13 protein-coding genes are annotated in these 13,808 nt (G+C 72.8%); 6 read left to right on the top strand and 7 right to left on the bottom strand.

Annotated features, from left to right (window positions below):
• Positions 1–55 precede the first annotated feature (55 nt).
• Positions 56–1,498: a hypothetical protein gene (locus ABD973_RS23315; protein ID WP_125820896.1), complete on the top strand. Its 1,443-nt coding sequence runs from the start codon at positions 56–58 to the stop codon at positions 1,496–1,498.
• Positions 1,499–1,600: 102 nt separating this feature from the next.
• On the opposite strand, the gene ABD973_RS23310 is transcribed toward ABD973_RS23315, so the two are convergent.
• Positions 1,601–1,957, bottom strand: coding sequence for a HesB/IscA family protein (locus ABD973_RS23310; RefSeq protein ID WP_030029080.1), 357 nt, complete (start codon positions 1,955–1,957; stop codon positions 1,601–1,603).
• A 361-nt stretch (positions 1,958–2,318) separates the two neighbouring features.
• Between ABD973_RS23310 and nadA the strand changes: the two genes are divergently transcribed.
• Positions 2,319–3,497 carry a quinolinate synthase NadA gene (gene nadA, locus ABD973_RS23305; protein ID WP_125594508.1) on the top strand — a complete coding sequence of 393 codons (1,179 nt, stop codon included), beginning with the start codon at positions 2,319–2,321 and terminating at the stop codon, positions 3,495–3,497.
• A 73-nt stretch (positions 3,498–3,570) separates the two neighbouring features.
• Here the strand turns inward: nadA and ABD973_RS23300 are convergent, their stop codons facing one another.
• The 3 genes from ABD973_RS23300 to cobS all read right to left on the bottom strand — a co-directional run bounded on the left by ABD973_RS23300 (position 3,571) and on the right by cobS (position 8,390).
• Positions 3,571–6,699, bottom strand: a complete 3,129-nt coding sequence (locus ABD973_RS23300; RefSeq protein ID WP_345501908.1) for an efflux RND transporter permease subunit — start codon at positions 6,697–6,699, stop codon at positions 3,571–3,573.
• Between the two features lie 145 nt (positions 6,700–6,844).
• Positions 6,845–7,558, bottom strand: a complete 714-nt coding sequence (locus ABD973_RS23295; RefSeq protein WP_125820898.1) for a response regulator — start codon at positions 7,556–7,558, stop codon at positions 6,845–6,847.
• A gap of 13 nt (positions 7,559–7,571) precedes the next feature.
• On the bottom strand, positions 7,572–8,390 hold the full coding sequence (cobS, locus tag ABD973_RS23290; protein ID WP_125820899.1) for an adenosylcobinamide-GDP ribazoletransferase: 819 nt from the start codon (positions 8,388–8,390) through the stop codon (positions 7,572–7,574).
• Between the two features lie 70 nt (positions 8,391–8,460).
• Here cobS and ABD973_RS23285 point away from each other — a divergent pair, with 70 nt between their 5' ends.
• The gene (locus tag ABD973_RS23285) at positions 8,461–9,228 is read left to right on the top strand and encodes a hypothetical protein (protein ID WP_125820900.1); all 768 of its coding nucleotides are present in this window, start codon (positions 8,461–8,463) and stop codon (positions 9,226–9,228) included.
• A 90-nt stretch (positions 9,229–9,318) separates the two neighbouring features.
• Here the strand turns inward: ABD973_RS23285 and pspAA are convergent, their stop codons facing one another.
• A complete protein-coding gene (gene pspAA / locus ABD973_RS23280) occupies positions 9,319–9,597 on the bottom strand; it encodes a PspA-associated protein PspAA (protein WP_125594513.1) in 279 nt (92 codons plus the stop codon).
• A gap of 14 nt (positions 9,598–9,611) precedes the next feature.
• The gene (locus ABD973_RS23275) at positions 9,612–10,406 is read right to left on the bottom strand and encodes a PspA/IM30 family protein (protein ID WP_125594514.1); all 795 of its coding nucleotides are present in this window, start codon (positions 10,404–10,406) and stop codon (positions 9,612–9,614) included.
• A gap of 287 nt (positions 10,407–10,693) precedes the next feature.
• On the opposite strand from ABD973_RS23275, the gene ABD973_RS23270 reads away from it, so the two are divergent.
• Both ABD973_RS23270 and ABD973_RS23265 read left to right on the top strand, forming a co-directional pair.
• A complete protein-coding gene (locus tag ABD973_RS23270) occupies positions 10,694–11,293 on the top strand; it encodes a DUF3043 domain-containing protein (RefSeq protein ID WP_164720874.1) in 600 nt (199 codons plus the stop codon).
• 113 nt (positions 11,294–11,406) lie between these two features.
• A complete protein-coding gene (locus tag ABD973_RS23265) occupies positions 11,407–12,114 on the top strand; it encodes a class I SAM-dependent methyltransferase (protein ID WP_241253203.1) in 708 nt (235 codons plus the stop codon).
• Between the two features lie 151 nt (positions 12,115–12,265).
• Here ABD973_RS23265 and ABD973_RS23260 read toward each other — a convergent pair whose 3' ends face one another.
• Positions 12,266–12,475, bottom strand: coding sequence for a hypothetical protein (locus ABD973_RS23260; RefSeq protein ID WP_125594516.1), 210 nt, complete (start codon positions 12,473–12,475; stop codon positions 12,266–12,268).
• Positions 12,476–12,578: 103 nt separating this feature from the next.
• Between ABD973_RS23260 and ABD973_RS23255 the strand changes: the two genes are divergently transcribed.
• Positions 12,579–13,793 carry a bifunctional adenosylcobinamide kinase/adenosylcobinamide-phosphate guanylyltransferase gene (locus tag ABD973_RS23255; RefSeq protein ID WP_125820901.1) on the top strand — a complete coding sequence of 405 codons (1,215 nt, stop codon included), beginning with the start codon at positions 12,579–12,581 and terminating at the stop codon, positions 13,791–13,793.
• Positions 13,794–13,808 lie beyond the last annotated feature (15 nt).

The following is a 13,808-nucleotide window of genomic DNA, read 5'->3' as shown; positions in this document are numbered from 1 at the left end:
GGCCGACGCGTCACACCCGCATCACGTACGGCGGGACACGCTAAGGAGCGATGCGGTGACCAGCGAACAACCCGACACATCACGCGGCACACGGCGGCGGCCCGCCTGGGCCGTCGGCTCGATCGCGGCCGCCGTCCTGCTGGCCGGCGGCGGTACGGCGTACTGGGCTTCGACGGCGTACGGCGACGGCTCGGGCGGCGGCACGGCCCGTACGGCTGACAGCGCGGCGGTCGCGCCGCGCTCGGCCGGGTCTCCGACGGGCCCCGGCATCGCCCCCGGTGAGCCGGACCCCTCCGGCGGGCCGGTGACGTACCGGGCGGACGTGAAGCTGCCCGACGGGCCGGGTACCGCGCCGGCCTTCGCCGCGTCCGGGGAGGTGGCCTCCGACGAGGTGGCCCGGCTCGCGAAGGCGCTCGGCGTCGCGGGCGTGCCCCGGCTGGTCGGCGACACCTGGCAGGCGGGCGAGGCCGCCGACGGCTCCGGGCCCCGGCTCACGGTGACCCGCAAGGCCCCCGGCACCTGGGCGTTCTCGCGCTACCAGGCCGGCGGCGGAGTGGGGGACGACTGCGTGCGCGGCAAGGACACCTGCGGCCCGGCCACGCTCCCCCAGGGCCCCCAGGAGGGTGCCGGCGCGGCGAAGCCCGTCTCCGAGCAGGCGGCGAAGGCCGCCGCGGCGCCGGTGCTCGCGGCCGCCGGGCAGGGCGACGCCAGGGTGGACGCGCACCTCACCCAGGGTTCCGTCCGGGTGGTGAGCGCCGACCCGGTGGTGGGCGGGCTCCCGACCCAGGGCTGGTCCAGCAAGGTCAGCGTCGGAGCCGACGGCGCGGTGGTGGCGGGCAGCGGGGAGCTGAAGGCTCCGGTCCGTGCGGGCGAGCAGGCCGTGGTCGGGGCCGCCGAGGCCCTGGAGCGGCTCAACGCGGCGGCCAAGGGCGGCGGCGACGGCACCGGCCCGGGCCCGAGCGGCTGCGCGACGACGGTGCCGCTGACGCCGGACACCCCGACGGGCGCGACGGACACCCTGCCCTGCAATCCGGAGCCGCGGCCGATGAAGCCGCCGCGGACCGAGAGCGTGCGGGGCGCCGTGCTGGGGCTGGTCGCGGGAACCGTGGACGGCGGCCGGGGCCTCGTGCCGGCCTGGCTGTTCGAGGTGGCGGGCTCGCAGGGCGGGCCGGGCCGTACGGTGGCCCAGCCGGCCGCGGCGCAGGACGCGGGTACCGCGGCGCCGTCGAAGCCGCACACGGTGCCCGGGTTCTCGTACGCCCAGGCCGACCGGACGCTGACGGTGAACTTCTGGGGCGGGGTGTGCAGCACCTACACCCTGGAGGCCCGGGAGGAGGCGGCCTCGGTCCTGGTGAAGATCACGGACACGCCGAACAAGCCCGGCCAGGCCTGCATCATGATCGCGCAGGAGATGGCGCTGACGGCGACGCTCCAGCAGCCGCTCGGCGACCGCAAGGTGGTCGACGCCACGTCGGGCAAGCCGATCCCGCGCCAGTAGGCGCACGCGCGAAGGGCCCGGGCCCGGTCGGAATCGACCGGACCCGGGCCCTTCGGCTGAGGCGCAGCCCTGAGGCGTAGCCCCGAGGGTCAGCCCCGAGGCTTAGCTGAACGAGTCGCCGCAGGCGCAGGAGCCCGTGGCGTTCGGGTTGTCGATCGTGAAGCCCTGCTTCTCGATGGTGTCGACGAAGTCGATGGAGGCGCCGCCCAGGTACGGGGCGCTCATGCGGTCGGTGACGACCTTGACGCCGTCGAAGTCCTTGACGACGTCGCCGTCGAGGGAGCGCTCGTCGAAGAAGAGCTGGTAGCGCAGGCCGGAGCAGCCGCCGGGCTGGACGGCGACGCGCAGCGCCAGGTCATCGCGGCCTTCCTGCTCCAGCAGGGTACGGACCTTCTCGGCGGCGGCGTCGGACAGGAGGATGCCGTCGCTCACAGTGGTCTTGTCGTCCTGTACGGACATCTGCATTCACTCCCGAAGTGGGCGGCTCCCCGCCGGTGGCTGGGGAAACGTCGGACTCTTGCCGTCGATGGCAACCAGCGGGACCGCGGTTTCATTCCGGGTCCGGCGCCTCGTTTTCTCGTTTCATGCTCGCACACCCCGGCGGCCCGGTGGACCCCGTGACGAGGACCGGTGGAGTGGCGTACCCCGCAGCGGCCCCGCGGGGGCCCCGCAACGGGCGAATGCGTCACATCGACACTATCGGCATCGTCAAAGTGACGTGAAGCGGCTATGATAGATAGCGTCAAATAGACGAGAAGTGGCGATCAAAGCCCCCCGCAGTCCCAGAATTCCTTGTCGCAGAACAGAAAGGGTGCGTGTCGTGACCACCGCCCAGCCTTTGGACGTCCAGCCGACGCCCCTTGCCCTGCTGCTGCTCGGCCGTGAGGCCGACCCCAAGAGCGAGCGCGGGGTGGAGTGTCCCGGCGACCTGCCCTCGCCGTCCGACCCGGACCTGGTCGCACGTGCCCGTGCCGCCAAGGAGAAGCTCGGCGACAAGGTCTTCATCCTCGGCCACCACTACCAGCGTGACGAGGTCATCGAGTTCGCCGACGTCACCGGCGACTCCTTCAAGCTGGCCAAGGACGCGGCGGCCAAGCCGGAGGCCGAGTACATCGTCTTCTGCGGCGTGCACTTCATGGCCGAGTCCGCGGACATCCTGACCTCGGACGACCAGAAGGTCGTCCTGCCCGACCTCGCGGCCGGCTGCTCGATGGCCGACATGGCCACCGCCGAGCAGGTCGCCGAGTGCTGGGACGTGCTGACCGAGGCCGGGGTCGCCGGCGCGACGGTCCCCGTCTCGTACATGAACTCCTCCGCCGACATCAAGGCCTTCACCGGCAAGCACGGCGGCACGATCTGCACCTCGTCCAACGCGAAGAAGGCCCTGGAGTGGGCCTTCGAGCAGGGCGAGAAGGTGCTCTTCCTCCCGGACCAGCACCTGGGCCGCAACACCGCCGTCCGCGACATGGGCATGTCCCTGGACGACTGCGTCCTCTACAACCCGCACAAGCCGAACGGCGGCCTGACCGCCGAGCAGCTGCGCGACGCCAAGATGATCCTGTGGCGCGGCCACTGCTCGGTCCACGGCCGGTTCTCGGTGGACTCGGTCAACGACGTGCGCGAGCGGATCCCGGGCGTGAACGTGCTGGTGCACCCCGAGTGCAAGCACGAGGTCGTGGCGGCCGCGGACCACGTCGGTTCGACGGAGTACATCATCAAGATGCTGGAGGCGGCCCCGGCCGGCTCCAAGTGGGCCATCGGCACCGAGCTGAACCTGGTCCGCCGCCTGGCGAATCGATTCGCCCCGGAGGGCAAGGAAGTCGTCTTCCTCGACAAGACGGTCTGCTTCTGCTCGACCATGAACCGCATCGACCTCCCCCACCTGGTGTGGACCCTGGAGTCCCTGGCCGAGGGCAACCTGGTCAACCGGATCCAGGTCGACAAGGAGACGGAGAGCTTCGCCAAGCTCGCGCTGGAGCGCATGCTCTCGCTGCCGTAGCGGTCGCGGAGCGGAACGCGAAGGGGCCCCGGCCGGCGTCGTCGACGCCGGCCGGGGCCCCTTCGTACGTCCCTCAGACCTTGACCGTGCTGTCGTCCGAGGCGGACGCCGCGGACGGGACCACCGTGAGGCGGGCCTTGCGCTTCGCCCGGCGGCGCTCCTTGCGGAGCTCGATCATCGTGTAGAGCGTCGGCACCAGGAGCAGGGTCAGCAGGGTCGAGCTGACCAGCCCGCCGATCACGACCACCGCGAGCGGCTGCGAGATGAACCCGCCCTCACCGGTGACGCCCAGCGCCATCGGGAGCAGCGCGAAGATCGTCGCCAGGGCCGTCATCAGGATCGGGCGCAGGCGGTGGCGGCCGCCCTCGACGACCGCTTCGACGACGCCCAGGCCCTGCGCCCGGTACTGGTTGACCAGGTCGATCAGGACGATCGCGTTGGTGACCACGATGCCGATGAGCATCAGCATGCCGATCATGGCGGGGACGCCCATGGGGGTGCCGGTGGCGATGAGCAGGCCCAGCGCGCCGGTGGCGGCGAAGGGGATGGAGACCAGCAGGATCAGCGGCTGGACCAGCGAGCGGAACGTCGCGACCAGCAGCATGAACACGATCGCGATGGCCGCGAACATGGCCAGGCCCAGCGAGGCGAACGCCTCGTCCTGGTCCTCGGAGACCCCGCCGATGGCGGCGGTGGCGCCCTCGGGCAGGTCCAGGGCCTTGAGCTTGGACTGGAGCGCGGCGCTGACCGCGCCCGTGTTGTCGCCGACCGGCTTGGCGGTGATGGTGGCGGCGCGGGCGCCGTCGATCCGGGTCATCGCGACCGGACCGGGGACCTCCTTGACCTCGGCGATGTCACCGAGCCTGGCGGGGCCGACCGGCAGGGCCCGGAGCTCGGCCAGGGTGGTGGCCGGCTGCGCGGAGCGGATGACGACGTCCCGCTCGGTGTTGTCGAGCACGGCCTTGCCCACCGGGTTGCCGCGGACGGCCTGGGCGACGATCGCGCCCAGCGCGGCCTGGTTCAGGCCCGCCTCGGCGGTCTTGGGGGTGGCCGTGACCGAGATGCGGGGCACGGACTGGGCCAGGTCGCTCTGGACGTCGGTGACGTCCTTCAGGGTGGCCACCTGCGCGCGGACCTGTTCGGCGGCCTTGGCGAGGACGGCGCCGTCACCGGCCTTGACGACCACGCTCAGGTTCTGGCTGCCGAAGCCGCCGCCCGCCGAGATGGAGGTGTCGCCGATGCCCTGGAGCGTGCCGAGGGCGTCCTGGATGCGCTTCTTGACGGCGTCGGACTGCCCGGCGTCGTCCAGGGTGACCTGGAAGGAGGCCTGGTTGGTGCCCGTACCGCCGCCGAAGGCCGCGAGGAACCCGGAGGAGCCCACGGTGACCTGGTGGTCCTTGACGCCCTCGACGGAGTCCAGGGCCTTCTCCACCTTGCGGGCGGCCTCGTCGGAGGCGGCCAGCGAGGTGCCGGCGGGCAGTTCCTGCTTGACCGTCAGGACGTCCTGGTCGCCCTGGTCGAAGAAGTTCGTCTTCAGCAGCGGGGTCATCCCGAAGGTGGCGACGAGGACGACGGCCGCGATGGCGACGCTGGTCAGCCGGCGGCGGGTGGCGAAGCCGAGGACCCGTACGTAGAAGCGCTGGAGGCGGCTGTTGGCCTCCTTCTCCTCCGCCTCGCGGCGGGCCTTCGCCCGGCTTTCGGCGTCCGCCGACGAGACGCCCTTGGGGGCGCGCAGGAACCAGTACGACAGCACCGGCACGACCGTCAGCGACACCAGCAGCGAGGCCAGCAGGGCGGCGGTGACGGTGAGCGAGAAGGAGCCGAAGAGCTCGCCGATCATGCCGCCGACGAGGCCGATCGGCAGGAAGACGGCGACGGTGGTGAGCGTCGAGGAGGTGACCGCGCCGGCCACTTCCTTCACGGCGGTGGTGATCGCGGCCTCGCGCTCCTCGCCGTAGCCGAGGTGGCGCTTGATGTTCTCCAGGACCACGATCGAGTCGTCGACGACCCGGCCGATGGCGATGGTGAGGGCGCCCAGGGTCAGCATGTTGAGGGACAGGTCGCGGGTCCACAGCACGATCAGCGCGAGGACCACGGACAGCGGGATGGAGACCGCGGTGACCAGCGTCGAGCGGAGCGAGGCCAGGAAGACCAGGATCACGATGACGGCGAAGGCGAGGCCGAGCAGGCCCTCGGTGGTCAGGCCCGAGATGGAGCGGGCGACGGCCGGGCCCTGGTCGCTGACGACGGTCAGCTCGGCGCCGGAGCCGAGCGTGGAGCGCAGCTCGGGGAGCTTGTCCTTGACGGCGTCGGAGATGGCGACGGCGCTGCCGTCCTTGTCCATGGTCAGGACGAGGGCGAGGCTGGGCTTGCCGTTGGTGCGGGTGAGGGAATCGGCCCTGGCCGGCTCCTGCTTGACGGCGGCCACGTCACCGAGGCGGACGGCGGTCCTGCCGGGGCCCGCGGTCAGCCGGAGGTCCTCCAGCTGGGCGAGCGAGGTGTAGCCGGAGCCGACGCGGACGGTGCGGTTCTTGCCCTGTTCGTCGAAGGAGCCGGCGGGGACGGTCGTACCGCCCGCCCGCAGGCCCTCGGCCAGCGCGGCGCCGTCGAGGCCGGCGGCGGCGAGCTTGGCGTTGTCGGGGGTGACGGTGACCTGGAGGTCGCGCACGCCGTCGACGCTGACCTGGCCGACTCCCTCGATGTCCTCCAGGACGGGGACGACGGAACGGTTCAGCTGGTCGGCGAGCGCCTGCTGGTCCTTGTCGGAGGTGACGGCGAGGACGACGGTCGGGATGTCGTCGGTGGAGCCGGCCACGACCTGCGGGTCCACCTCGGCGGGCAGCCGGACGCGGGCCCGGTTGACGGCCTGCTGGACGTCGGCGACGAGCTGCTTGGTGCCGCTGTCGCCGTAGTCGAAGGTGGCGCGGATGAGGGCGTTGCCCTCGCTGGCGGTCGAGGTGATGCCGGTGATGCCGTCGACGCCCTTGAGGGTGTTCTCGATCGGCTCGACGACCTGCTTCTCGACCACGTCGGGCGAGGCGCCCTGGTACGGCGCGAGCACGGAGACCATCGGGAGTTCGATGGAGGGCAGCAGCTGCTGCTTGAGCTGCGGGATGGCTATGGCACCGAACAGGAGCGCCACGATCGACACGAGGCCGACCAGCGCTCTCTGGGTGAGGCTGAAGCGGGACAGCCAGGACATGGGTGTGGGATCTCTCTGCTGGTCGTTCGCGAGGGCCCCTCCAGCCTTCCGCACCCGGGAAGCCCGCTGCGTCGCTCCCAGGTGCCGTCCTTATGTGCGGCATACCGCGTCCGCAGTAGTCCGTCCTACTGCGGTGCGTCGCGGGTCACTCGGCGCGCGGCCGGACCAGTCCCGATTCGTACGCGATGACCACCAATTGCGCCCTGTCGCGGGCCCCGAGCTTGGCCATGGCCCGGTTGACGTGGGTCTTCACGGTCAGCGGGCTGACCTCCAGCCGGGTGGCGATGCCGTCGTTGGACAGCCCGCCGGCGACCTGTACGAGGACCTCGCGCTCGCGCCCGGTCAGCGTGGCGAGCCGTTCGGCGTGGGCGGAGCCGGAGGCGGGGGCGTCTGTGCGGCCGCCCTGCGCGAGGAAGCTGGCGATCAGCCCCTTGGTGGCGGCCGGGGAGAGCAGTGCCTCGCCGGCGTGGGCGACGCGGATGGCGTTGAGGAGCTCGTCGGGTTCGGCACCCTTGCCGAGGAAGCCGGAGGCTCCGGCGCGCAGGGCCGCGGCGACGTACTCGTCGACCTCGAAGGTCGTCAGCATGACGACGCGTACGTCCGACAGCTCCGCGTCGGCGCTGATCATGCGGGTGGCGGCGAGTCCGTCGGTGCCGGGCATCCGGATGTCCATGAGGACGACGTCGGCCCGCCGTTCACGGGCGAGGGCGTACGCCTGGGCGCCGTCCGAGGCCTCGCCGACGACTTCCATGTCGGCCTCGGAGTCGACGAGCACCTTGAACGCGCTGCGCAGCAGCGCCTGGTCGTCGGCGAGCAGGACTCGGATGCGGGCGGGGCCGGCGTCGGCGGGATCGGTCATGCCGTCAGGGTATTCAGCCGAGGGCGAGGACCAGCAGGACGGTGGTGGCGGCGACCTCGCAGACGGCGCCGAAGACGTCCCCGGTGACCCCGCCGAAGCGGCTGACGCAGCGGCGGAGCAGGAGTTCGGCCGTGAGCAGGGCGGCGAGGACGGCGGCCGCGTGCTGTGCGGCGGCGGACGGGCCCGCCGGGAGGGCGGCCAGGGCGGCGAGGGCGACGACGGAGGCGGCCGCGCAGGCGGCGGCCCGGTGCGGGACCACGCCGGCCACCGCCGCGCCGAGCCCCTCGGGGCGGGCGGCGGGGACGCCCTCGCGGGAGGCCAGGGTCATCGCGAGGCGGGCGGTGACGGCGGCGAGCACGGCGGCCAGGGCGCCCCGGATCCAGCTGTCGGCGTACGCGTTGGCGAGGGCGGCCACCTGGACCAGGAAGACGACGAGGAGGGAGATGACCCCGAAGGGGCCGATGTCGGACTGCTTCATGATCCGCAGGGCGTCCTCGGCGGGCTTGGCGCTGCCCAGCCCGTCGGCCGTGTCGGCCAGGCCGTCCAGGTGCAGTCCGCGGGTCAGCGCCGCCGGTACGGCGACGGTGACGGCCGCGGCGAGCAGCGGGCCGCCGCCGAGGAGCAGCAGGAGCGTGCCGGGTACGGCGGCGAGCAGGCCGACGGCGAGGCCGGCGAGCGGGGCGCAGGCCATGCCGGTGCGGGCGGCGGCCCGGTCCCAGCGGGTGATGCGCGCGGGCAGGACGGTCAGGGTGCCGAAGGCGAAGCGGATCCCGTCGGCCAGGGGGGCGCGTTGGCCGGGCGGCGGCAGCGGATCATCGGTCGAGTCTGTCATCGGCGCGAACGCTACCCGCTTACGGTGAGCGGTAAATTGCTCAATACGTGTCATATGGGGAGCGGGTGTCGTGGGTCACTGGTGGGAACGCAACATCATCGAGCCGGGCAAGCTCCCCCTGCTCCTCGCCCTGCTGTCCTTCGTACTGTCGTTCCTGGTCACACGGGTGATCACGAGGCTGATCCGGGCCGGCCGGGGGCCCTTCAAGAACATCACCCCGGGCGGGCTGCACGTCCACCACGTCGTGCCGGGCGTGGTCCTCGTCATCATCGGCGGGTTCGGCGCGATCGGCAGCGGCGGACACAGTTTCGGCGCCGGGCTGTCGGCGGTCCTCTTCGGCCTGGGGGCGGGCCTGGTGCTGGACGAGTTCGCGCTGATCCTGCACCTCGACGACGTCTACTGGAGCGAACAGGGCCGCAAGAGCGTGGAGATCGTGGTGCTGACGGCCGCCGTGGTGGCGCTGGTGCTGGGCGGCTTCCTGCCCTTCGGGGTCAACGAGCTGTCGGCGCAGGAGCGGCACAGCCGCGGGCTCGTCGTCATGAACACCGCCACCAACTTCTTCCTGGCCCTGATCGCCCTGTGGAAGGGGAAGCCGCGCACCGCGATATTCGGCCTGGTGATCCCCTTCGTCGCGCTGATCGGGGCGGTGCGCCTGGCCCGGCCCGGGTCCCCGTACGCCAAGCGCTTCTACGCCAACCGCCCGCGCGCACGGGCGAAGGCCGGGCTGCGGGCCTTCCACCACGACCGGCGGTGGGCCCGGCCCCGGCGCAAGTTCGAGAACTTCATCAGCGGGCTCTCCGACCCGGAGAAGCACCCCGCCGCCGACCGGCGCGAGTAGGACCCGGACGGCACGCGGGGCCCGCCCCCGTGCGGTACGGGGGCGGACCCTGCGCGGTGTCGGTGTGCGTACCCGGGTACCCCGGCCGCCTCAGCCCGGGATGAGGCCGTCGTCGCTGAGCATCTCCCGCACCTCTTCGAGCGTCGCGTCGGGCGCGGGCAGGATCAGCTCGGACGGATCCAGCGCGTCGTCCGGCAGCGGACTGCCCAGGCGCCGCACCGCGTCGAGCAGGGCGCCCAGCGTGCGCCGGAAGCCCGCCTCGTCGCCGGACTCCATCTCCTCCAGGAGCTCGTCGTCCAGCGCGGCCAGCTCGGCGAAGTGCTCGTCGGCCAGGCGGACCTGGCCCTCCCCCATGATGCGGACAATCATGACGGGCCCCTGTCCTACTGCTTGTCGAACCGGTGCTGGGTCTGCTGCGGCTGCGCCGTACCGGGGGCGCCGCCCTCGATGGCCTGCTGCTGCGCGGACGGGCCGCCGGCCAGCTCGGCCTTCATCCGCTGGAGCTCCAGCTCGACGTCGGTGCCGCCGGAGAGGCGGTCCAGCTCGGCCTGGATGTCGTCCTTGGATCCCAGACCGCTCTGGTCGTCCAGGGCCCCGGAGGCGAGCAGCTCGTCGATCGCGCCGGCCCGCGCCTGGAGCTGGGCCGTCTTGTCCTCGGCCCGCTGGATGGCGAGGCCGACGTCGCTCATCTCCTCCGAGATGCCGGAGAAGGACTCCGCGATGCGGGTCTGCGCCTGGGCGGCCGTGTAGGTGGCCTTGATGGTCTCCTTCTTCGTACGGAAGGCGTCCACCTTGGCCTGGAGGCGCTGCGCGGCCAGCGTCAGCTTCTCCTCCTCGCCCTGGAGGGTCTGGTGCTGCACCTCCAGGTCGCTGACCTGCTGCTGGAGGGAGGAGCGGCGGGACAGGGCCTCTCGGGCCAGGTCCTCGCGGCCCAGGGCGAGCGCCTTGCGGCCCTGGTCCTCCAGCTTGGCGGACTGGCTCTGCAGCTGGTTCAGCTGGAGCTCCAGGCGCTTGCGGGAGGTCGCCACGTCGGCGACGCCCCGGCGCACCTTCTGGAGCAGCTCCAGCTGCTTCTGGTAGGAGTAGTCGAGGGTCTCGCGCGGGTCCTCGGCCCGGTCCAGGGCCTTGTTCGCCTTCGCGCGGAAGATCATCCCCATACGCTTCATGACACCGCTCATGGGCTTCGCGCGCCCCCTTCTAGACGGACTGTGCTCCAGGTCACCGACAGGACCCACAGTACGGGCCCTGTCTCTATTACCGCACTGTTCGAGTACGGATGCGCTCCTCCTCCAGGACGAGTACCCCGGTGCCGTATCAGGCGTAAGGAGTAGGTGGTCCCCGAGACCCCGGACGCCCGGAATCCCGCGTACCGCGAAGAGGCCCGCACTCGGTAGACGCCCGCCGTTGCCGGATCGTTCCCCGCCGGGGTGGGGCCCGTGGCCCCGACCACGTAGGCTTGGGTTTTGTGTTTGGTAGCCGCTCCTCCAAGGAAGAGAAGGCCTCCGCCACCGACAAGGTGAGCGCCGGCCCCTCGCAGCCCCGTGACCCGCAGGCCCCGAAGGGCCGCCCGACGCCGAAGCGTGCTGTGGCCCAGTCGCAGCGCAAGGCCGTGGTGGCCTCGACCGGCAACCGCAAGGAGGACGCCAAGCGAGCCCGCGAGCGTCGCCGCGAAGAGATGGCCAGGCAGCGCGAGGCCCTCGCCAACGGCGACGAGCGCTATCTGCCCGCCCGCGACAAGGGGCCGGTCCGCCGGTTCGTCCGCGACTTCGTGGACTCCCGCTTCTCGGTCGCCGAGATGTTCCTGCCGCTGGCCGTGATCATCCTCGTGCTGAGCATGATCCGGGTGCCCTCGATCCAGAACATCGCCCTGATGCTGTGGCTCGGCGTGATCGTCCTGATCATCCTCGACTCCATCGGCCTGTGGTTCCGCCTGCGCAAGGCCCTGAACGAGCGCTTCGCGAACGAGCCGCGCCGCGGCGCCGTCGCCTACGGCCTCATGCGCACCCTCCAGATGCGTCGCCTGCGCCTGCCCAAGCCGCAGGTCAAGCGCGGAGAGCGGCCCTGACCGCAGCGACGCCCGGAGCACCAGGGGCATCGTCGGGGGAGGGCTTCTCAGGAGGAGCCCGGCTGTGGCTGGAGGGACTGGGCGGACTGCGCAACGCCGTCCGCCAGGAACTCGTGGGCCGGCAGGTCGAGGAACAGATCACGCACCGCTTCCCGGTGGGACAGCGGCTGCGGGTCCTCGACGTCGGCATGGGCCAGGGCACCCAGGCGCTGCGCCTGGCCCGGGCGGGACACCGCGTCACCGGCCTGGAACAGGACGCCGCCATGCTGGCGGTCGCCCACGCGGCACTCGCCGCCGAACCGGCCGGGATCCGCGACCGGGTCGAGCTGGTGGAGGGCGACGGCCGGGAGACCGGCGCGCACTTCGAACCGGGCAGCTTCGACGTGGTCCTGTGCCACGGCGTGCTGATGTACGTGTCGGAACCCGACGCGATGCTCGCCGGGCTGGCCCGCATGCTCGCCCCCGGCGGGCTGCTGTCCCTGCTGGTGCGCAACGGCGACGCGCTCGCGCTGCGGCCCGGACTGGCGGGCGACTGGGCGGGGGCGCTGGCCGCCTTCGACACCGTCGACTACACGAACCGGCTCGGCCTGGACGTACGCGCCGACCGGCTGGCCGACCTGACGGCGACGCTGTCGGGCATCGGCGCGCCGCTGCACACCTGGTACGGGGTCCGCGTCTTCACCGACGGCACCGAGGCGGCCGCGGAGCTGCCGCCGGACGAGGAACTGGAACGGCTCCTGGCCGCGGAGGAGCGGGCCGGCCGCACCGACCCCTACCGGGGGGTGGCGGCGTTGCTGCACCTGTGCGGAGTGCGCGGGTAGCACGCCGCCGGGGAGCCGCTGCGCGGGCTTGCTCCCCGCCCCGCCCCTCGCCCGTTCCCCGGGGGCTCCGCCCCCGGCCTCCGCGCCTCAAACGCCGGCGGTGCTGGATCCATCCAGCCCGCACGGCGTTTGAGCGCACAGGGGTCAGGGGTCAGGCTTCCGTGGCCGCCCGCAGGCTCATCGGGTAGATCTGCGTGCCGTCCTCGAACAGGGTCACCTTCTCCGCCCCGCCGTCCAGCAGCTCCTTCCAGACCTCACCGATCCAGGACTCCGCGTCCCCCTGCGTGGTGAACTCCTCCGGCTCCACCGCCGGAGCCACCTCGCTGCCGTCGGCCGCCTCGAACCGCCACGTCCACGCCATGTCCGCCTCCGTTGTTCGTCCGCGATCTCACGCTTCTCGCCTTGAGTGTGCCCAGAGAGTAGCCGGGCGCGCAGCACTACCGGCGACGCGGGAGGATCTCTGTGTGGAACTCACTCTGCTCGGCACCGGTACCCCCGAAGGCCTGCCCCGCCCCGGCTGTCCCTGCGCCGCCTGCGCGGTCTCCGTGGGCGGCCTGTCCCGCGGCGCGACCTCCGTCCTCGTCGACGGGGCGCTGCTGCTCGACCTCACCCCCGGAGCCGTGCTGGCCGGGGCACGCGCGGGGCATTCGCTGGCCGGCGTACGGCAGGTACTGCTCACGCACCCGCACGACGGGCCCCCCGTCGAGCTGCCGCCCGGGCTGCCCGCGGCCGGGCGGGTGCCCGACGGGCGGGAGCTGTCGGTGATCAGCGGGCACCGGGTGCGGGCGGTGCCGATGGACGCCCCCGGCACCGGCTACGAGGTCACCGGCCCCGACGGCGCCCGGCTGCTGTACCTCCCCCCGGGCGGCGCCCCCTCCGGGACCGGTGACGGGGACGCGCAGCGCCCGTACGACCTGGTCCTCGCCGACGTCCTCGGCCGGCCCGAGGCACTGGCCCGGCTGCGCGCCGGCGGCGCCGTCGGCCCCGCCACCGACGTGATCGCCGTCCACCTGGACCACGACACTCCGCCCGGCCCGGAACTCGACCGCCGCTGCGCCGCCGCCGGGGCGCGGGCCGTGCCCGACGGCACCACCGTGGCCGCCGGCGAGTACCGCGCGGTACCGGACGTGCCGCGCCGCACCCTGGTGCTGGGCGGCGCCCGCTCCGGGAAGTCCTTCGAGGCCGAGCGGCGCCTGGCCGCGTTCCCCGAGGTGGTCTACGTCGCCACCGGCGGCACCCGCGACGGCGACGCGGAATGGGCCCACCGGGTCGGCCTCCACCGGGAGCGGCGCCCCGCCACCTGGCGGACCGTGGAGACCTGCGACCTGGCCCCCCTGCTGGAGCGGGACGGCCCCCCGCTGCTGATCGACTGCCTCGCCCTGTGGCTCACCGACGCCATGGACCGGGCCGGCGCCTGGGACGACGCCGTGTGGGCGGCCGAGGGCCGCAAACTGCTGCGCGCACGGGTCGACGAGCTGGTCTCGGCGGTCCGCGCGAGCCGCCGCCCCGTGGTCCTGGTGAGCAACGAGGTCGGGGCCGGAGTGGTGCCCGCGACCGCGTCCGGGCGGCGGTTCCGCGACGAGCTCGGCCGCCTCAACAACGCGGTCGCGGGCGAGTGCGAGCACGTACTCCTGGTGGTCGCGGGGCAGGCCCTCGTCCTCAAGGAACAACCGAGGTGAAGCGGAGCCGGTACA

The organism is Streptomyces racemochromogenes, from assembly GCF_039535215.1.
Lineage (GTDB): Bacteria > Actinomycetota > Actinomycetes > Streptomycetales > Streptomycetaceae > Streptomyces > Streptomyces racemochromogenes.
This window is presented reverse-complemented; position numbering and strand designations above follow the sequence as displayed.